This window comes from Pelomonas sp. Root1217 (assembly GCF_001425705.1).
Taxonomy (GTDB): Bacteria; Pseudomonadota; Gammaproteobacteria; order Burkholderiales; family Burkholderiaceae_C; genus Pelomonas.
The window spans coordinates 760,213-778,853 of record NZ_LMDC01000012.1 but is presented as its reverse complement, the minus strand read 5'-3'; the positions used below and the strand labels follow the sequence as shown (position 1 = coordinate 778,853).

General features: G+C 70.8%; 15 protein-coding genes. 7 read left to right on the top strand and 8 right to left on the bottom strand.

Annotated elements, in window-relative coordinates:
* Positions 1-113 precede the first annotated feature (113 nt).
* Both ASC95_RS12545 and ASC95_RS12540 read left to right on the top strand, forming a co-directional pair.
* A complete protein-coding gene (locus ASC95_RS12545; protein ID WP_057298025.1) occupies positions 114-1,151 on the top strand; it encodes an LD-carboxypeptidase in 1,038 nt (345 codons plus the stop codon).
* Positions 1,152-1,182: 31 nt separating this feature from the next.
* The gene (locus ASC95_RS12540) at positions 1,183-2,469 is read left to right on the top strand and encodes a glycosyltransferase family 4 protein (protein WP_057298024.1); all 1,287 of its coding nucleotides are present in this window, start codon (positions 1,183-1,185) and stop codon (positions 2,467-2,469) included.
* 19 nt (positions 2,470-2,488) lie between these two features.
* On the opposite strand, the gene dacB is transcribed toward ASC95_RS12540, so the two are convergent.
* Positions 2,489-3,904 (bottom strand): D-alanyl-D-alanine carboxypeptidase/D-alanyl-D-alanine-endopeptidase, encoded by a 1,416-nt coding sequence (dacB, locus tag ASC95_RS12535; protein ID WP_057298023.1) that lies wholly within the window; start codon positions 3,902-3,904, stop codon positions 2,489-2,491.
* On the bottom strand, positions 3,904-4,836 hold the full coding sequence (locus ASC95_RS12530; RefSeq protein ID WP_157256240.1) for an ornithine cyclodeaminase family protein: 933 nt from the start codon (positions 4,834-4,836) through the stop codon (positions 3,904-3,906). The genes dacB and ASC95_RS12530 overlap by 1 nt, the downstream gene beginning before the upstream one ends.
* A 202-nt stretch (positions 4,837-5,038) precedes the next feature.
* Between ASC95_RS12530 and ASC95_RS12525 the strand changes: the two genes are divergently transcribed.
* Complete coding sequence (locus ASC95_RS12525; RefSeq protein ID WP_057298021.1) at positions 5,039-7,951, top strand: TonB-dependent siderophore receptor; 2,913 nt, start codon at positions 5,039-5,041, stop codon at positions 7,949-7,951.
* Between the two features lie 180 nt (positions 7,952-8,131).
* Here ASC95_RS12525 and ASC95_RS12520 read toward each other — a convergent pair whose 3' ends face one another.
* The 5 genes from ASC95_RS12520 to ASC95_RS12500 all read right to left on the bottom strand — a co-directional run bounded on the left by ASC95_RS12520 (position 8,132) and on the right by ASC95_RS12500 (position 13,561).
* Positions 8,132-9,034 (bottom strand): LD-carboxypeptidase, encoded by a 903-nt coding sequence (locus ASC95_RS12520; protein ID WP_057298020.1) that lies wholly within the window; start codon positions 9,032-9,034, stop codon positions 8,132-8,134.
* Entirely contained in the window at positions 9,013-10,107 is a 1,095-nt protein-coding gene (locus ASC95_RS12515; protein ID WP_057298019.1) for a serine hydrolase, read from the bottom strand. Before ASC95_RS12515 ends, ASC95_RS12520 begins: the two co-directional genes overlap by 22 nt.
* A complete protein-coding gene (locus ASC95_RS12510; protein ID WP_057298018.1) occupies positions 10,104-11,357 on the bottom strand; it encodes a D-amino acid dehydrogenase in 1,254 nt (417 codons plus the stop codon). Before ASC95_RS12510 ends, ASC95_RS12515 begins: the two co-directional genes overlap by 4 nt.
* 108 nt (positions 11,358-11,465) lie before the next feature.
* Positions 11,466-12,353, bottom strand: coding sequence for a hypothetical protein (locus tag ASC95_RS12505; protein ID WP_157256237.1), 888 nt, complete (start codon positions 12,351-12,353; stop codon positions 11,466-11,468).
* Positions 12,354-12,364: 11 nt separating this feature from the next.
* Complete coding sequence (locus tag ASC95_RS12500) at positions 12,365-13,561, bottom strand: amino acid aminotransferase (RefSeq protein WP_057298016.1); 1,197 nt, start codon at positions 13,559-13,561, stop codon at positions 12,365-12,367.
* Between the two features lie 156 nt (positions 13,562-13,717).
* Between ASC95_RS12500 and ASC95_RS12495 the strand changes: the two genes are divergently transcribed.
* From ASC95_RS12495 to ASC95_RS12485, 3 genes are read left to right on the top strand one after another with little or no spacing between them, the layout of a single operon-like run.
* Entirely contained in the window at positions 13,718-14,794 is a 1,077-nt protein-coding gene (locus ASC95_RS12495; RefSeq protein WP_057298015.1) for a hypothetical protein, read from the top strand.
* A 20-nt stretch (positions 14,795-14,814) separates the two neighbouring features.
* Complete coding sequence (locus tag ASC95_RS12490; protein WP_057298014.1) at positions 14,815-15,474, top strand: response regulator transcription factor; 660 nt, start codon at positions 14,815-14,817, stop codon at positions 15,472-15,474.
* Complete coding sequence (locus ASC95_RS12485; RefSeq protein WP_057298013.1) at positions 15,464-16,801, top strand: HAMP domain-containing sensor histidine kinase; 1,338 nt, start codon at positions 15,464-15,466, stop codon at positions 16,799-16,801. Before ASC95_RS12490 ends, ASC95_RS12485 begins: the two co-directional genes overlap by 11 nt.
* Here the strand turns inward: ASC95_RS12485 and ASC95_RS12480 are convergent.
* Positions 16,793-17,905 carry a DUF2332 domain-containing protein gene (locus ASC95_RS12480; RefSeq protein ID WP_057298012.1) on the bottom strand — a complete coding sequence of 371 codons (1,113 nt, stop codon included), beginning with the start codon at positions 17,903-17,905 and terminating at the stop codon, positions 16,793-16,795. The two genes, ASC95_RS12485 and ASC95_RS12480, sit on opposite strands and share 9 nt — an antisense overlap.
* Positions 17,906-17,961: 56 nt before the next feature.
* On the opposite strand from ASC95_RS12480, the gene ASC95_RS12475 reads away from it, so the two are divergent.
* On the top strand, positions 17,962-18,615 hold the full coding sequence (locus tag ASC95_RS12475) for a Crp/Fnr family transcriptional regulator (RefSeq protein ID WP_057298011.1): 654 nt from the start codon (positions 17,962-17,964) through the stop codon (positions 18,613-18,615).
* The last annotated feature ends 26 nt before the right edge of the window (positions 18,616-18,641 follow it).

Sequence of the window (18,641 nt, the reverse complement as noted above, 5' to 3'; positions counted from 1 at the left end):
CAACAGGCCGCGGCAGCTGACGCCGTCAGGGCGCACACAATGCCGCGCAGATCGTCGAATCCGCGCGAACGAGCACGCGGCCAGCCCCTCATCTCTGATTGTTTGCGAGCGATATGAACCCGTCACGCCGTCAACTCCTTCAGTTCAGCGCCGCCACGGCCGGCCTGCTGGCCGCCGCCCAACCGGTGCACGCCGCGGGCGGGCCATTGCTCGCGCCGCGGCTGCGCCCGGGCGACACGATCGGCCTCGTCAGCCCCGCCAATGCCACCTTCGAGCGCGAGCCGCTGAAGATGGCCGTCGAGGTGCTGCAGGCGCTGGGCTTCAAGGTCAAGCCGGGTGAGTTCGTCGCCGCACGCCGCGGGCCCTTTGCCGGCACCGACGCCCAGCGTGCCGCCGACATCAACGCCATGTTTGCCGACGATTCGGTGGCCGGCATCCTGGCCATGACCGGCGGCTCGGGCTGCAACCGCATCGTCGACAAGCTCGACTACGCGCTGATCCGCCGCAAGCCGAAATTCTTCGGCGGCTTCAGCGATCTGACCTGCCTGGTGAACGCCATCCACCGCCAGACCGGCCTCGTGGCCTTTCACAGCCCGGTGGCCGTGTCGGAATGGAACGACTACTCGGTGCAAAGCTTCAAGGCCATCGCGATGAATGCCGAGGCCGCCGTGCTGCGCAACCCTGTCGTCAAGCCGGTGGACGACCTGATCGCCCGCGAGGAGCGCATCACCACCGTGCGCCCCGGCAAGGCGCAAGGCCGGCTGGTGGGCGGCAATCTCACCGTGCTGGCGTCGATGGCCGGCTCGGCCTATTTCCCCGATTGCCGTGGCGCCCTGCTCTTTCTCGAGGACATCAACGAGTACATCTACCGCATCGACCGCTGCCTCTCCACGCTGCGCCTGGCCGGCGCGCTGTCGCAACTGAGCGGCGTCGTGCTCGGCCGCTTCACCAAATGCGAGCCCGGCGAGGGCTACGGCAGCCTGACACTGGACGAGGTGTTCGACGACTACTTCCTGCCGCTGAACGTGCCCGTCTACCGGGGTGCGGCCATCGGCCACATCAAGCGCAAGCTGACCGTGCCGGTCGGTGCGCCGGCCGAGATGGATGCCGACGCGGGAACGATCCGGCTGCTGAGCCCGGCCGTGGCCTAGGTTCCCCGGCGCCCGGCCCCCAGACTGCCGCATGCGTGCCAGCGGACCCCGCCTGCTGCTCATCCTCACCGAATGGCCGCCCGCCATCGGCGGCATGCAGACGCACGCGAGGTATCTGGCGGCGCACTTCGCGCGCCACGCCGCCTGCGTGGAAGTGCTGACCTATCGCGTGACCGACCCGGCCATGGCCGAGGCCGCGCGCGCATTCGACGCCGGCTGCGCCCACGCGGTGCATCGCGTCCTGTCGCGGCTGGGCTATTGGCACAACCAGGAGCTGCTGCTGGAGCGCATCCGTGTGTTCCGGCCCGACGCAATCTATGCATCGACCGTGTTCTACGGCCTGCTGCGCTCGCGCGCCGGCGTGCCGGTCGTCTGTCGCTCGGTGGGCAACGACGTGCTGCGGCCCTGGCTGGGTTATCCCTATCCCTGGGGCAGCCGGGCCATTGGCTCGGCGGCCATGCAGCGTGCGCTGAGCTGGTGGCTGGAGCATGGCCAGCATCCCGACTGGGTCGACCGCCTGTTCCGTGACGGCCGCCACCGCGTGATGCGCCACGCCGCGGCGGCCCACAACGGCATCCTGGCCAACAGCGACTACACGGCGAACCTGCTGCGGGCGATTGGCGTGGAAGGCGAGCGGATCGAGGTCGTCTCGGGCGGGGTCGCCGCTGGCGAATTCCGCCCGCCACCCGGTGCGCGGTCTGCAGCGCGCGCGGAACTCGGCGTGCCCGAGGATGCACAGGTGGTGCTGACGGTGTGCCGGCTCGTCGAAAAGAAGGGCGTTGAAGTTCTGCTCGATGCGCTGGCCAGGTTGCGCGGTGAATTCCCGGCCATCCGCCTGTTGGTCGTTGGCGACGGCCGCCGGCGCCGGGCCTACGAAGCCTGTTGCGCGCGCCTGGGGCTGGCTGACGTGGTGCGCTTCGAAGGCCGTGTGCTCCACGAGAAGATTGCCCGCTACTACTGGGCGAGCGACGTGTTTGCGTTGGCCAGCTACGAAAGCCACCACGCCGGCGCGCGCGACGTGGAGACCATGGGCCGGGTGCTGTGCGAGGCCAACGCCGCCGGCGTGCCCGTGGTGGCCACCGCCAGCGGCGGAACGCCGAGCGTGCTGCGTGACGCCGACAACGGCCTGCTCGTGGCGCCGGGCGACGCCCAGGCGCTGGCCGCTGCGATCAGGTCCCTGCTGCGCACGCGGGCGCTGGCCAGCCGCCTGGCGCACAACGGGCTGACACGCGCGCGGCTGGAATTCGATTGGTCGGCGGTGATGGCACGCAATGAGGCGCTCGTGGCTCGGTCTCTGGCATCGCTGCCGGGCCAGTGAACCGGCGGCGGCCGTGCCGTCAATGCTGCACCGCCACCCAATTCACCAGCGCATCCAGCACCGGCCGCCCCTTGGCCGCAGCCTCGGGATGGTTGAGCAGCGCGACGAAGACCCAGGGCTTGCCCGACGCGTCCGGCACAAAGCCGGCCAGGCCAACGGCATCGTGCAGCGTGCCGGTCTTGAGCCGCGCTCGGGCCGTGGCCGGGCCGTCCTTCAGGCGGCGCGTCAGCGTGCCGTCGACACCGGCGATGGGCAGGGTGCCCAGCAGTTCCGGCGCCTGGGCGCCACGCTGGCCCGCTCGCAGCACGCCGGCCAGCAGGGCCGGGCTGACCCGCTCGCTGCGCGACAGGCCCGAGCCGTTGTCCAGCACCAGGGCTGCCGTGTCGACGCCATGGCCCGCAAGCCAGTCGCGTACGACGCGCTCGGACGCCGCCAGCGTCGCCTCGCCGGGTTGCACCGCCTGGGCGCCAAGCTGCAGGTAGATGAGCCGCGTCAGTGCGTTGTCGCTGCGCTTCATCACCCCGCGCAGCACCTCGGCCAGCGGCCGGCCGCGGTGTGTGGCAAGCACGACGGCGGCGGCGGGGGCGGCGCCCTCCGCATCGCCCAGCCCCATCGTGCCGCCCAGTTCGGCCCAGAACTGGCGCACGGCCCGTGTGGCCAGCCACTGCCGGTCAATGATCTGCAGCGGTGCGCGCTGGTGGCAACCGGCCGGGAAGGCTCCCTGCAGCTTCAGCGCCCAGCCCTCGCCGGCGGGCTGGACGAGTGCGGGCTTCCAGTCCTCGTCCCAGTCCTTGCACAGCCTTGCAGACAGTGTCATCGGGCTCGAATCCACACTCAGCCCTGGCAGGGCCGGCAGGGCGCGCGCCGTGACGCCGGTGCCCGTGGCTTGCAGCTCGAAGTCGAGCAGGCTGCCGTTGAGATGCAAGGCGTCGGGGATGACGTTGTAGTCGAACTCGGGTGCATCGTCGAAGGGCGGCAGGCCGACATCGAAGCGGGTCGGTTTGAACAACGTGCGGTCGATTACGAGGCCGCCGCGGATCTCACGCACGCCGCTTTCGCGCAGCTGGCGCAGCAGCCACCACAGCGCCGGCCAGTCGAGGTCGGGGTCGGCGCCGCCGCGCAGGATCAAGGGGCCGTCAATGATGCCGCCGACGGGTGCCGAGGCGGCCAGCAGCTCGGTGCGGCCGCGGTGGTTGATGCCGAGCTTGTCCATGGCGATGGTCGCCGTCACCAGCTTCATCGTCGAAGCCGGCGCCATCGCCGCGTCGGCGCGTTGGCTGAAGGCCGGCCGCGAGCCGTCCAGCGGTTGCAGCACGAAGCCGAGGCTTTCCGCCGGGAGGCCGGCCTTGGCCAGCGCGGCCTGTACGGGGTCGGGCACCGAGGTCGTCGCGCAGCCGGTCAAAGCCAGCGCGGCAGCAAGCAGCCAAACACGCATCAAAAGGCTCCCAGGCGGTGGGCGATGAGGCGGGCCAGGGCCACGTCCTCCAGGCCGATACCGACGCTCTTGTAGACGACGATGTCTCGCGGCCCGCGCGGGCGCGGGCTGACGATCAGTTCGCCCAGTTCGACGAGCCGCTCTGATGCGATGACGCCGGGCGCGGCCTGCACGATGTCGCCGGCTTCCAACTCGGCGGCGGTGCGCCATTCCACGACGACCAGGGCCGCGCGGGCCAGCAGCGCGTCGTCCAGCTCGCGCGCCGTCTTCGTGCTGGAACCGACGGCCGCGATGAAGGCGCCGGGCTTGACGAGAGCGCCGTCGAACAGCGGCACGGCCGAGCGCGTGGCCGTGGCAATGACATCGGCCTCGGCGGCGGCGGTGGCGGCATCCACGACCTGGGCCGGAAAGCCGATCTGTGCCTCGATCTCGCCTGCGAAGGCCTCGCCGCCGCTGCGCGCGCAGACGAGCACGCGCTCGAAGCGCCGCACCCTTGTCAGCGCCTCGACATGGGCCCGCGCCTGGATGCCGGCGCCGAAAACGGCCAAGGTCTTGGCCTCAGGCAAAGCCAGCAGGTCGGCCGCCACGGCGCTGGCCGCGGCGGTGCGCAGCCGCGTGAACTCGTTGGCCTCCAGCGTCGCGATGGCCTCGCCCGTGTCGGCCGAGAACAGGCTGACGAGGAAGTGGTACCTGCCGTTGCGCGCCGAGTAGACCTTGGTGCCGAGCACCGCTGGCAAGTCGCCGTCCGCTTCGAGGATCGCGCCCATCGCGCTGATCGCCAGCGCCGTGCCGCCCTGCGTGGCGGTGGCGCGGTGGCGGGCCAGCACCTGGGCCTGGCCACGGCCATGCTGGGCAAAGGCGGCGCGCAGCGCGGCCACGGCGCTGTCCGGGTCGAGTACGGCCGCGATATCGGCCTCAGTGATCAATCGCATGAAGAAAACCTCCGCCGGCACTGTATGAGGGCCGCCGCGCACCGTGCGCGTGCTTTCACATCAGCACGCATTCCCGCAGGTTATGTGCAGCGCACAAGCATTCATTGAACAGCGCGCAACACCTGGGGTGCGGCCCCCTGGGCGCTCCCCCGCGCGCCAGCGAACATCGGCGGCAATCGAATCACATCCAGGAGCCCATGAGATGAAGTTGAATCGTCTGGCAACCCAGCTCGCCATCGTCGGCCTCGCGGGCCATACCGGCGCTGCGCTGGCACAGAACGACAGCGCGCGACTGGAGCGCGTCGAGGTGACGGGTTCCAGCATCAAGCGCATCAAGGACGAAGGTGCCCTGCCCATCCAGGTGATCAGCCGGCGTGAGCTGGAGCGGGCCGGCATCGCATCGGCCGAGCAGATGATCATGCAGCTCAACATCAACGGCAACGGCTTGGACAACCTGGCCGGCAATGCGGACGTGGTAGACGGTGCAGCGCGTGGCAACAACGGCGCCAGCAGCGCCAACCTGCGCGGCCAGGGCAGCAACGCGACGCTGATCCTGCTGAACGGCCGCCGCGTGGCGGCCCACGGCCTGAACGGCGGCACGGTCGACCTGAACCAGATTCCCTTCGCCGCCATCGACCGCGTCGAGATCCTCAAGGACGGCGCCTCGGCCATCTACGGCACCGACGCCATCGGTGGCGTCATCAACTTCATCCTGCGCCAGAACTACAGCGGCCTGACCATCAACGCGCTGGCCGACGTGCCGCAGAAAAAGGGCGGCGAGATCTACGGCGCCTCGGTGACGGCCGGCTACGGGAACCTGGATACCGACGGCTTCAACTTCCTCGCCTCGCTGTCGGTGCGCGACAACAAGGTGCTGCGCGGCGACCAGCGCGACTTCGTCAACACCTACCAGCCCGACCGGGGCCTGGCGCCCGACACACGCGGCGCGCCCATCGCCACGCTGTTCGCGGTGGCTGGCACCACGCCGACCGGCGCTGCGCTGGGCAACGTGCTCAGCCAGGGGGGCAACAACACCGCCGGTCCGTTCGACTTCGCCGACCCGTCGCTGCGCGTCAACGGCATCAACATCCTTGACCTGCCCGGTGGCGCCGGCTGCTCGTCGGTGGACGGCATGAGCCCCTACCAGGAGAAGCTTTGGGCCACCGCGGCGTCCAAGTACGGCTGCGCCTGGGACACCGGCCGTGCCGCGGTCATCCAGCAGCCGATCAAGAACACCAACCTCGTCAGCCGCCTGACCTTCAAGCTGGGCGACCACCGCGTGTTCGGCGAGGCCGTGCTGGGCCGGGCCGAGTCCACCAAGAGCTTCTCGCCCAACCAGATCACCAGCGGCTCGGGCACCGCCACCATCAATCTCGCCGGCACTGTTTACCCCAGCCCCTTCCGTAACCTGCGCTACCCCAGCACCGGCGCAGGCTACAACGACGTGTTCAACGCACTGGTCAAGTCATTCCCGGCGCTGGAGGTCAACCGTGGCCTGCCGATGGCCTTCCGCTGGCGCTGCATGCCGTGCGGCAACCGCGAGATCGACACCACGGCCGACACCGCGCGCTTCCTGGTCGGCGCGGACGGTGCCTTGCCTTTCTTCACCGATTGGGACTACCGCGTCGGTTTCTCGCGCGCCGAGAGCAAGGGCAGCTCGACGGTCGGCAAGGGCTATCACTACTGGCAGCCCTTCGCCGACCTGATCAACACCGGCGTGCTCAACCCCTTCTCGCTGACGCAGACGCCCGAAGCCCTGAAGGCGCTGGACGCCATCAAAGCCGAGGGCGTGACGCTGTACGGCGGCAAGTTCACGATGGAGCAGACCGACGCGACCGTGTCGGGCCCGGTGTTCAAACTGCCCGGCGGCACGGTGATGGCTGCACTGGGCGTTGATTCGCGCACCGAGAAATACAAGTTCGACGGCGACCAGCGCGCCGATGCCAATACCGTCGCTGCACAGATCTTCAACGTGCCCTTCGACAACGCGCTGGCCACGGCGGGCACCCTCAAGCGCACCATCAAGGCGGTGTTTGCCGAGGTGGCCGTGCCGATCATGAAGGACATGGAGATCACCGGCGCCATTCGCCGCGACGATTACACCGGCTTCGGCTCGACGACCAACCCAAAGGTCTCGCTGCGCTACAACCCCACCGAGCAGCTGCTGTTCCGCGGCGCCTACAGCACGGGCTTTCGCGTGCCGACCTTCAAGCAGATGTTCGACCCGATCACGGAGAGCACCTTCGTCGGCGCCGACTTCACCGACCCGGCCACCTGTTCCTCTCGCGTCGTTTCCAACACGCCGGGCTGCCAGTCCGTGCGTGACTTCAGCACCCTGTTCGGCGGCAAATCGACGCTCGGCCCTGAAGAGGCCAAGATGTACAGCGCGGGCGTCGTTTTCCAGCCAACGAAGGACCTGGTGGCCAGCCTGGACTGGTGGTCGATCGAGCGCACCGGCACGATCCAGTCTTTCGGACTGACGACGCTGGCCGAGAACTACCAGTACTTCAAGGACAACTTCATTCGTGACAGCAGCGGCAAGCTGCTCGCCGTCGACACCCGCTATGTGAACGCCGGCGAGACCAACACCAAGGGTCTGGAGCTGGGCCTGCGCGGTAACACCAACGCCTTCGGCGCGGCCTGGACGGGCAGCTTCGACGTGTCCTACCTGCTCGACAAGAAGTCGCGCCTGGTGCCGAGCGCGCCCATGGGCAGCAGTGAGGTCGGCCGCTTCACCCGCGCCGGCGACCTGGGCATCCGCTGGAAGCACACCGCCACGCTGACCCGCACCGAGGGCGATTGGGCGGCCACGTTCCAGCATGTCTACCGCACCGGCTACCAGGACTTCGTGCTGCCCGGCGTGGCCAACGGCACCGTGAAGCCGGCGAACTGGAACCCGCGCGTGGCGGCCTACTCCATCCTGAACACCAGCCTGGCCTACAGCGGCATCAAGAACCTGACCATCACCGCCGGCATCAAGAACCTGCTTAACGAAGACCCGCCGTTCAGCGTCACCTACGACACGAACACGGGTGCTGGCTCCAGCTGGGAGCCCCGCGTGGCCGACCCGCGCGGGCGCGCCTACACGCTGCGTGTCGAGTACCGCATGTTCTGACGATCGCTAACTCCCTGCCGGCCTCAAGGCCGGTTTCCAGCCCCGCCTGTGACGGGGCTGTTTTTTTGCCGTTCATCGAGAGTTGTGCCGCAGAGCGGCCCAACCCGCGCAGGCGCGGCACGCCTGACGGCGCGTTCTCGACTCCCGTCCTCGCCTGCTGCGCAGTCGAGAGCTGTCGGTTCAGATCAGCGTGAGCCGGCCCGACGCAACGTCCATTCTGGCGCGCACACCCAATGGCAATGGCCGGTTGGGTTGACCATGCCCCGCAGGCCAGCCGGCCAGCACCGGGCAGCGCAGCTTGGGCAGATGATCGGCCAGCACGGCATCGGCGCTCTCGGCGCCGCTGAAACTGCCGACCAGCAGGCCGGCAATGCGGTCCAGCACGCCGGCCAGGCGCAGCTGGCTCAGCATGCGGTCGACGCGGTAGGGCTCCTCGCTGATGTCTTCGATGAAGAGCAGCGCGCCGTCGACCTCGGGCAGAAAGGGCGTGCCCAGCAGCGCACAAAACATCGCCAGATTGCCGCCGATCAGCTGGCCCCTTGCGCTGCCGCCGTGGCTGAGCGCATGCGGCGCAGCCTGGCCGATGACATCACCCACGCGCCAACCGCGCGCCAGGCCGTCGAACAGCGCGTCGGTGTCGGCCTGCGCGCCAGGCAGGCCCCAGTCGCTGGCGGGCATGGGGGCGTGCAGCGACGGGATGCCGGCCTGGGTGCGCAGTGCATGCAGCACGGTCAGATCGCTGTAGCCGATGAGCAGCTTGCGCGTGTGCGCCAGCAGGCCGAGGTCGATGCCATCCATCAGCCGGATGCAACCGGAGCCGCCGCGCAGCGCCAGCACCGCGTCGAACTGCGGGTCGCCGAAGGCCGTGTGCACATCGGCCAGGCGCACGGCGTCGGGCGCGGCGAGGAAGTCCAGCGGTGGCGGGCCGAAGCAGCTCGGCAGCAGCCGGGCCTGGTAGCCGCGCTCGTTCAGCCAGCCCTCGACAGGCTCCAGCCGCCCAGGCTTGGGCGGGCCGGCCGGCGCAATGACGGCGATGCGCGCACCCGGGCGCAGCGGCGGGATCAGGAATTCGTCTTCAGCCATTGGTGAACGGCTGCGCCCAGGGCCGGCAGCTTCCAGGTCGTCGAAGCCTCTGGATGCGGTGCGTAGCGCATCCCCAGACTGGTGGTCATCGCAATCAGGTAGTGCAAGTCGCCGTCATGCACGATGCCGGCGTCGCTCGTGTAGTTCTGGGTGTTGCCGGTCTTGTGCGCAAAGCTGGCTGGCGGCACCGGGATGCCGGGCACCCAGCCCGGCAAGGCCCGCAGCGACTCGCTGTTGAGGTTGTGGTGCAACTTCTGAGCGTCGAGCGCACGGCGGATGACCTCGCGGCTGGCGGGGCTGACGAGGGCGGGCGCGGGCGACGCATCCACGTCCAGCTGCCACATCAGCCGCAGCGCGTCCCAGGCCGTCATCTGGATCTGGCCGACGCCCGAACCGGCGCCATTGCCCCAGCCGCCATCGGGCTGGGTGTTGGCGATCATCAGGCCCGGGAGCTGAGCGACGGCGAAGGCATCGTGCAGCTCGTTGTGCACCTCGCGGCCGCCTTCGCGGCGGATGGCACCGCGCTCATGCAGGTGCGCGACCAGGGCGGACGTCGCCTCGTTGCTGCTGACGGTGATCATGTCGAACAGCCAGTCGGCGATAGCGCGGGTCTGGCCCGCGAAGCTCAACGGCAAGGCCCAGTCGCTGCGGCTGGCATCGACGAGGCGACCGATGCCGACGGCCACCATCATCTTCAGCAACGAGGCCGGATAGGGCGCGACAAAGCGCGGCCCGCTGCCGAACCAGGCCGGGAAGTCGATGCGAGTCCAGTCCGCCCCAGGCAGCCAGGCGTAGGAATCGCCCTTGGCATCGCGCACGTCGGCATGGAAGGCGATGTTGGCGACGGCACCGGTGGTGGCATCGAAACGCGCAATCAGCCCCTGCGGATACTCGCGCGAGAACAGCACGTTGGCGCAGACCGGCGCAGCGCCGCGGGGAAACACGGCCACGGCAAGGTCGATGCTGGGCGGGGCATCCAGCGGCTCGCCGCCACGCAGGGTGTCGGCCGTCCGCTCGAAATGCTGGGCCTGGACGGCTTGCAGCAGCGCTGCAGCCAGGTCGTCTTTCCTCACAGGCTCAATCCCTGCAAGGGCAACGGGCTCGCGCGGCCCGACACCAGTTCGGCCACGATATTGGCCGTCGCGAAAGAGAACGTGAACCCCAGGGCGCCATGGCCGACATTGAGCCATAGGCCGGGCACCCCGCTGGCGCCGAGGATGGGCGCGCCGCTGGGCGTGGCGGGGCGCAGGCCGGCCCAGGGCGTGGCGCGGTCGTAGTCGGCGGCGTGTGGGAAGGCCGCGCGCACCGAGCGCTGCAGCGAGGCCAGCCGCCCGCTGTCCAGGCTCAGGTCGTCACCCACGAGATCGACCATGGCCGCGATGCGCAGCTCCTGGCCGATGCGGGCGTAGAGGATCTTCTTTTCGAAGTCGGTCACGCTGACCTCTGGCGGGCGGTGCCCGGTGTGGATGGGCGCGGTCAGGCTGTAGCCCTTCAACGGATACAGCGGCAGCTCGACACCGACCGTCGCTGCCAATGCCCGGCTGTGCAGCCCGGCGGCCAGGATGACGGTGTCGGCCGTAACGTCGCCGGCGTCCGTCTGCACGCCGAACACGGCGCCACGCGTGCTGGTCAGGAAGCCGTAGACCCGCGCGCCCACCTGCGCCCGGAAGTGCTCGCGCTGGCGCAGCCGTGCATGCAACTCGGTGCAGAAGGCATGGCAGTCCGCCACCGCCTCGCCGGCCGTGAAGATGCCGCCGGCCAGCGTGGCCTCGCCTTCCTCGAACTGGGCCAGCGCCGGCTCCAGCGCGACGCATTCGTCATGTGACAGCGCCTGTTCGGCGCCGCTGCCCTTCACGCGCGCAGCGACGCGAGCGAACTCCGCCGGCTTGCGGTAGACGACCAGCTTGCCCGGCGTGCGCAGCGCGATGCTGTCGCCCAGTTGGGCCTCAGTCCGCAGCCGCGCGAATGAGGCCTGGCTATAGGCGCCCAGGGCCAGCAGGCGCTCGGTGGTGAGGCGGTTGACCGGCCCGCGGCAGTTGCGCAGGAAGGCGATCAGCCAGGACCACTGCGCCCAGCTCGCCTCGGGCTTGAAGCGCAGCGGTCCGTCGGGGTCGAGCAGCCAGCGCAAGGCCTTCAGCGGCACGCCGGCGTCGGCCAGCGGCGACACATAGCGATAGCTGAGCTGGCCGCCATTGGCACGGCTGGCACCCTGGGCCACCTCGCCGTCGCGCTCGATCAGCGTGACGCCGTGGCCACGCTCCAGCAGCGCCCAGGCGGTGGTCAGGCCCACCACTCCGCCGCCGATCACCACGCAATGCTTCATCCTGCCCTGGACTTCTTGAACTTGGCGGCAGGGTAAAGACGGCGCACCGCCGCTGCCAATGAAACCGGCGGCCACGGCCATAACCGCGCGACATGGGAGCGGGCGCGCTCAGAGGCCCGGAGTCGGCCTGGCGCGGCGCTTGAAATGCTCGTCCAGCACGTCCATGTAAGCGCGCTGGGTGTCGGGCGGCAGGGAGACGCGCAGCGTGTCGCGCAGCATTGCGGCGCCTTCCGGCGTGCCCAGGGCCGCATCGATGAGGCGGATGGCCGCATGGCCCCAGGCGGTACGCGGGCAGGCGATGCCGCTGGTAATGGCCTCACTCGCCCCCTTGATGGGCAGCGCCGCCAGCGCCGGTTCGCCCGATGGTTCGTCCGCGGGCTGGCTCGCCTGGGCGATCAAGACGTTCGGGTAGTCGAGGGTGTAGTCCGCGCGGCGCTGGATGAGCATGGGCAACAGGCTGCTGCCGTAGTCGCCGCCGAACAGGTGCTGCACCTGCGGCCCTGGGGGCTGGGCCTTGATCAGCGCGTCAAGCGCCGGCCCATAGCTGCGCCCCTGGGCCAGCACGCCGCGCAGCGAGGCGTCCGCCAGCACGGCCGCGAGGTCCACGGCGCCGCTGGCGTCCAGGGGCAGTGCGGCCCGGCGGTCCTGGCGCACGATGAGCTGGGGCGGCGGCACCAGCCAGGTGTCGGTGAAATAGGCCAGGCGCTCGCGCTCGGGGGTGCGCGCGGCGCCGGCGTGGCAGGCCCGCCGACGCTCGCGGATGAGCACCCAGCTGCGCTCGGCGTTGGCCACCGTCGGTTGGAAGGCCACCCGGGGCAGGCGCGCCTGCAGCCATTGCGTCAGCTCGTTTGCAGGGCGCCGCATGACGTCGCCATCGGGCACGGCCATCGTGTTGCTGACCAGCCAGACGATCGAATCGACCGCCGGTGGCGCTTCGGCCGCCAGGCCGGCGCCGCTCGCCAAGGCAAGGGCAAGACCGGCCACCCGGGCTCGCATGGTGCGGTGCCTCAACCCGCCAGCACGGCGGCCATCGCCTCGGCGGTGGCCTCGACGTTGCGGGTGTTCAAGCCGGCCACGCACATGCGGCCCGAGCGCAGGATGTAGACGCCGAACTCGGTCTTGAGCCGCTCGGCCTGGTCGGCCGTGAGGCCGGTGTAACTGAACATGCCGCGCTGGGTCAGGAAGTAGCTGAAATCGCGGCCCGGCAGCTTGGCGGCAAGCACGTCGTGCAGCTGGCGGCGCATGGACTGGATGCGTTCACGCATGTCGGCGACCTCGGCCTCCCACATCGCGCGCAGCACCGGCGTGGTCAACACCTTGGCCACGACCTGGCCGCCGTGCATCGGTGGGTTGGAGTAGTTGCGGCGGATCATGAACTTCATCTGGCCGAGCACTCGGGCAGCCTGGTCGGCATCGGGGCAGACGACGCTCAAGCCACCGCAGCGCTCGCCGTACAGGCTCATGCTCTTGGAGAAGCTGTTGGCGATCAGGAAGGACAGGCCCTCGTCGGCCAGCAGGCGCGGCGCAAAGGCGTCTTCGTCGATGCCGTCGCCATAGCCCTGGTAGGCCAGGTCCAGGAAGGGCAGCAGGCCACGCTCGCGGATGACAGGCACCAGCGCGCGCCACTGGTCCTGCGTCAGGTCGACGCCCGTGGGGTTGTGGCAGCAGGCGTGCATGACGACGATGCTGCGCGTGGGCAGGGCCTTGAAGAAGGCCAGCAGCGCGTCAAAGCGCAGGCCGCCGGTGGCCGGGTCGTAGTAGGGGTAGGTCTCGCAGCTATGGCCCGAGCCCTCGAAGACCGCGCGGTGGTTGTCCCAGGTCGGGTCGGAGAGATAGATCTTGCTGTCGGGAAAGTAGCGCTTGAGCAGGTCGGCGCCGACCTTGAGGCCGCCGCTGGAGCCCACGCCCTGGATGGTGGCGATGCGGCCGGCCTTGATGGCAGGGTGGTCGGCGCCGAACAGCAGGGCCTGCACGGCAGCACGGAAGTTGGCCGCGCCTTCCATCGGCAGATAGGGCCGCGGGCCGGCGGCCTCGACGACGGCCAGCTCGGCCGCGCGCACCGACGGCAGCATCGGGATGCGGCCGTCGTTGTCGAAATAGATACCGATGGACAGGTTGATCTTGCCGGCGCGGGGGTCCTTCTGGAAGGCCTCGTTGAGGCTCAGGATGGGATCGCCGGCATAGGCATCGACGTGCTGGAACATGATGGGTGCGGCGCGGCCAGGCGCGCGGGATCAGCGGTGGGAAGCAGGATTATCGACAGCCGCCGCCGTCCCGCGCCGAGGGGACAGCCGTGGGCTGGTTCAGCTTGGGTTCACGTCGGTGCGAGACGCTGCGGCCCTCACTGCCCAGGAGCCCCCATGCACGCCGCCCGCACGTACATCGCCCGCACGCTCGCCACCCTGCTCTTCGTGCCGCTGCTCGCCCCGGCCCAGGTCATCGGCACGCTGGGCAACTTCGACGTCGTCAACACCACGGGCCAGGACGCGCACGGCTTCGAGATCGAGCTCGAAGGCCTGCACCTGTCCGACATCACCGACACCTTCGGCGGCGCCGGCCGGGGCTTTCCCAGCTCGGTCGAACGCTATGGCGCGCCGCTGTTGAGCGAATACACCAACGGCGCGCTATTCGGCGTGCGCGTGACCTACCAGGCCAGCTTTGCCGCCGGCGTCTGGAGCACCGGCACGCCCAGCGGCGTGTTCAGCACGCCGGGCGAGAGCTGCTGGAGCGGCGGCGGCATCGCCTACGGGCCCGCCACGCCCTGCGACCATTTCGGTGTCGGCCATGTCGGCAGCCCGACCCGCACGGGCTACAGCTGGCTGGTCGAGGCCACGCCGGGCTCGGGCGTGCTGCAACCGCTGCAGGCCGCCTTGCCGGCACCGCAATGGCAGGTCTCGCCGTCGCCGGTGGTCGGGGCGCCGCCGCTGGTCGTCGCCCGCATCCAGGCGCCCAGGCCGCCCGAGGTTGGTGAGCCGCAGTTCGGCACGCCGATGTGGGTCAAGGTCTACTCGACCGAATTCGAAGACAAGGTCGCACTGGAAGACCTGATGGGCGGCAACGCCAAGGTCGAGCAGGCCAAGCAGCACACCGAGATCGAGTGGCAGCTGTTGCAGACAGACCCGGGCAACCCGGCCGCCGGCGCGCTGGAGAATGGCGGTGGCGCCGAGGTGGGCGCCGGCAAGGAGTCCGTGCTGCGCCGCTACGAGTTCTATGCCTACACGGGCGCCTTCGACCCCGAGAACCACGAGGCCCAGCCCGTGTTCGGCGACAGCCATCCGGCCGATGCCGAGATCGGCGACTTCCTCGGCGCCCAGAACGTGGCCCTGAACCTGAATGGCAACCCCGTCGCCGCCGTGCCCGAGGCGCCGCCCGCCGCGCTGCTGGCCGTGGGCTTGATGGCCCTGGTGCTGTGGCGTCGGCGTCAGCTTCGCGCCTGAGTCGGAGGTGATGATGGGCCATGCCCATCCTGCTGGTTGAAGACGACGAGGTGCTGGGCCAGGCCGTGCGCGACAGCCTCGCCCACGCCGGCCGGCAGCCGCATTGGTGCCGCAACGCCGCATCGGCCCGTGCCTGGGTGCACGACGCGCCGCCCAGCCTCATCGTGCTGCTGGACCTCGGCCTTCCAGACGGCGACGGCCTGGCCCTGCTGGCCGAATGGCGGGCCGCAGGCAAGGCCTGGCCCATCCTCGTGTTGACCGCACGCGACTCGGTCAGCGACCGGGTGCGCGGCCTCAGGGCCGGCGCGGACGATTACCTCGTCAAGCCTTTTGACCTGCTGGAGCTGTTGGCCCGCGTCGACGCGCTGGCCCGGCGCCAGCCGGCGCGCGCCCTGCTGCCATTGCGCGGCGGCCTGCAACTCGACCTCGGCCGGCGCCGGCTGCTGCGCGACGGCCTGGCCGTCGAGCTGACCGCGATGGAATGGGCGGTACTGGCCGCGCTGGCCAGCGCACCGGGCCGCATCGTCGAGCGTTCGCGCCTGGAGTCCTGCGCCGAGCCCGTGCAGAAGGGCGACGCGCAGAGCAACACGCTGGAGGTCATCGTCTCGCGGCTGCGCCGCAAGCTGGGCGCCGACCACATCAGCACCCACCGCGGCCTGGGGTATCGCTTTGAGCCGTGAAGCCGGCGCGGCCCCGGCCTGGCGGCTGGAGGTGCGGCTGCGCCGGCACATCGCGCTGCTCTGGCTGGCGCTGTGGCTGCTGGGCAGCGGGGCGGCGCTGTGGGGGATGCGCGAGGAGACCGACGAGGTGCTGGACGACGCGCTGACCGAGACCGGCCAGCATCTGGCTGCCCTGCCGCTGGCCGCATTGGCCCAGGCCGTGCGCGACCCCGCCACGCTGGCGCCGCGCGGCTTCGGCCGGCATGAAGAGCATGTCGTCTACCAGGTGTTCGACCGCTCGGGCCAGCCGCTGCTGCGCTCCCACCTCGCCCCGGCCGGCCCGCTGGCGCCGCCATCGGCGACGGGCCTGTCGGACCACGGTGCGTGGCGGGTGGCCGTCATCGACGGTCAGGACACCCGCGTGCTCGTGGCCGAGACGCTGGCCCACCGCCGCGAGGTGCTGTGGGAGTCCTGCCTGTGGCTGCTGATGCCGCTGCTGCTGGCGCTGCCGCTGGCCGCCTGGGGGCTGCACCAGCTGCTGCGCCGCGCCTTTCGCTCGCTCGAGCCGGCCCTGCACGAGTTGCGCGACGGCCATGCCCCCGTGCCACTGCGGGGCGTGCCGGCCGAACTGCAGCCGCTGCTGCAGGCGACGAACGCGATGCACGAGCGGCTGCAGCAGCTCGTGCTGGCGGAGCGCGATGCGGCGGGTCACCTGGCCCACGAACTGCGCACCCCGCTGGCCGCCGCGCGCGCCCAGGCGCAGGTGTTGCAGGCGCGCTGGCCGGCCGACCACGAGGACGCGCAGCGCCTGCACGCCCTCATCGGCCAGCTCGACCGCATGAACCGCCTGGCGACGCGGCTGCTGCAGCTGGCCCGGGTCGAGGCGGGCGTGGCCCTGCACCGCGAGGCGGTAGACCCGGTCTGGCTGGCGCAGCTGGTGATCGACGAGCTGCACAGCGAGCGCGGCGCAGCGCGCGTGCGGCTGCAGGTCGACGCGCCGCCGCAGCCCTGGCAGGCCGACCTCGACGCGCTGGGCATCGCCTTGCGCAACCTGGTGGAGAACGCGCTGCGCCATGGCGGGCCCAAGGCCCGCGTGGTGGTCAGGGTCGGCCCCGGCCGCATCGACGTCGAGGACGACGGTGCCGGCCTGGCGCCTGAGGCCCTGCAGCACCTGCGCCTGGCATTGCAGCAACCGCACTCGGCACCGACGCGGCTGGGTGGCCATCTCGGCCTGCGGCTGGCGCAGCGCATCGCCGAACAGTCCGGCGCCCGGCTGGAACTCGCTTCGCCGCTTGCCGGCGGTCGCGGTTTTCGGGCCAGCCTGGTCCTCGGCAAGGGCTCAGCCTGACAACCAGGCCACCCAGCGCCCATGCGGGTGGCTCCAGGCCAACGCCCGCTCGGCGATGCGGCCGCCGTCCGGGCGACGCAGCGTCCAAAGCGTGGCCGATGACGCGGCCTCGTCGGGCGGTAGCGCTGGCCGGGCAGGCAGCGGCAGCGCCTGGGCGCTGAGCTCAGGCAGGTCGCCGCAGATCCAGGCCAAGCCGTGGCCGAGGGCGAGGCGGTCCACCGTCGCGCGCAGCCGCGCCAGGTCGGCGGCGCTCAGGTAGTACAGCACCCAGCTCGTCAGCAGCACCGGCTGCACGCCGGCCGGCAGCCGCGCGAGCCAGGGCTCGATGGCGGCGATGCAGTCGTCGGCCTGGCTCAGCGTGACGGGCAGCGTGCGCAGCTGCGCCGCCGCGCGGGCCAGGCGCTCGCGGCGCGCGGCGTCGTGCGGCCACAGGCAGGCCTGCAGCCAGCGCAGGCCGACGGGGTCGTTGGCGTCGACGGGCGCTGGGTCCAGCCCGTGGCGCAGCGCCAGCCGCCAATCACCCGCCACGGGCGGCGGTGCCGCGCCCAGCCAGCGTGATTCGATCTCGGCACGCCGGCCGTCGCGCGCAGCACCGCGCTCATGCCAGCGACCATCGTCGCTGCGGTAGCGCAGGGCGCACTGGTCGACGCCGAGATTGAGGCCGGCGCTGCAGCCCAGATCCAGCAGAGCGAGATGGCGAGCGCCGGTGGCCCGCGCCGCCTCGCCCAGAGCCGGCCAGATCGCCGCGGCGCGCGCGATCTCGTTGGTCTGCGTCGCGCCATGGCGCAGATGGTGCAGCAGTGCCGGCCACTCGCGCTCGATGCAGATCGACAACGCGGTGGCCAGGCCGGCGTCGGGCTCGCGCCTGCCACCGGCACTGGGGTAGTAGGCGGCCAGCTCGGGCGCGGCGCCGGCCAGCACGCGCTCATGCAGGGCGGCGAGCAGCAGATTGGCCTTGCGCTGCTCGGGCGGGGCCTCGGCCAGCAGCGCCAGCGCCTGGTCGTCGTGGGCAGCCGCACCGCACAGCGCGACATAGAGGGGCTCCTGGCTGCATTCCTCGCGCCCGAAGCGAGTCAGCAGCGTCGACAGGTCGGGGCTTTCCATGCGCCCAGCATAGGCAGGCCGCGCGCGCCCTTGTGTCGGCCAGCCGACAATGCGCCATGCCCCACGACTCGGCCCTGCAGCGCGTCTTCGCGACCCACTTCCCGGGCGTCGCACTGCCTGCCGACATCGCCGCCGGCATTGCCGGGCGACGCCTGGCCGATGGGCGCAGCCTGTTCGTGCAGGGCCAGAAGACGGCGGCCTTCTACGCGGTCGCGGCCGGCGAGATCGAGACCCGTTTCACGGCCGCGGACGGTACGGTGTCGGTCATCGAGAACGTCGGCCCGCCGCGGCTCTTCGGCCTGGCCGCCTTCGCCGCCGGCCAGCCTTCGGAATACGAGGCGATCGCGCGCGGTGCCACCGAGGTGCTGGTCTTCGGCCGCGAGGCCTACACACGCCTGATGGACGAGGTGCCGGGCTTCGCGCGCGCGCTGCTGGCCGAGTTCGCCCGCCGCTATGACGGCACGCTGCGCCTGCTGCAGGCGGCGCGCCACCAGGGCGCGGCAGAGCGTTTCGCGCTGGCGCTGGCGCAACTGGCCCGCGAGCGTGGTCGCGCCGCCGGTGACGGCTGGGTTGAGGTGCAAGCCACGCAGTCCGAGCTGGCGCGCCTGGCCCATCTGTCACGCCAGACAGCCAACGAGCTGCTGGCCGTGGCCGAGGCGGCTGGCCAGGTCAGGCGGGGCCGCGGCCGCTGGTTGTGGCGGGCCCGGTAACGGCGGGAACACGCGTGCAGGACGGC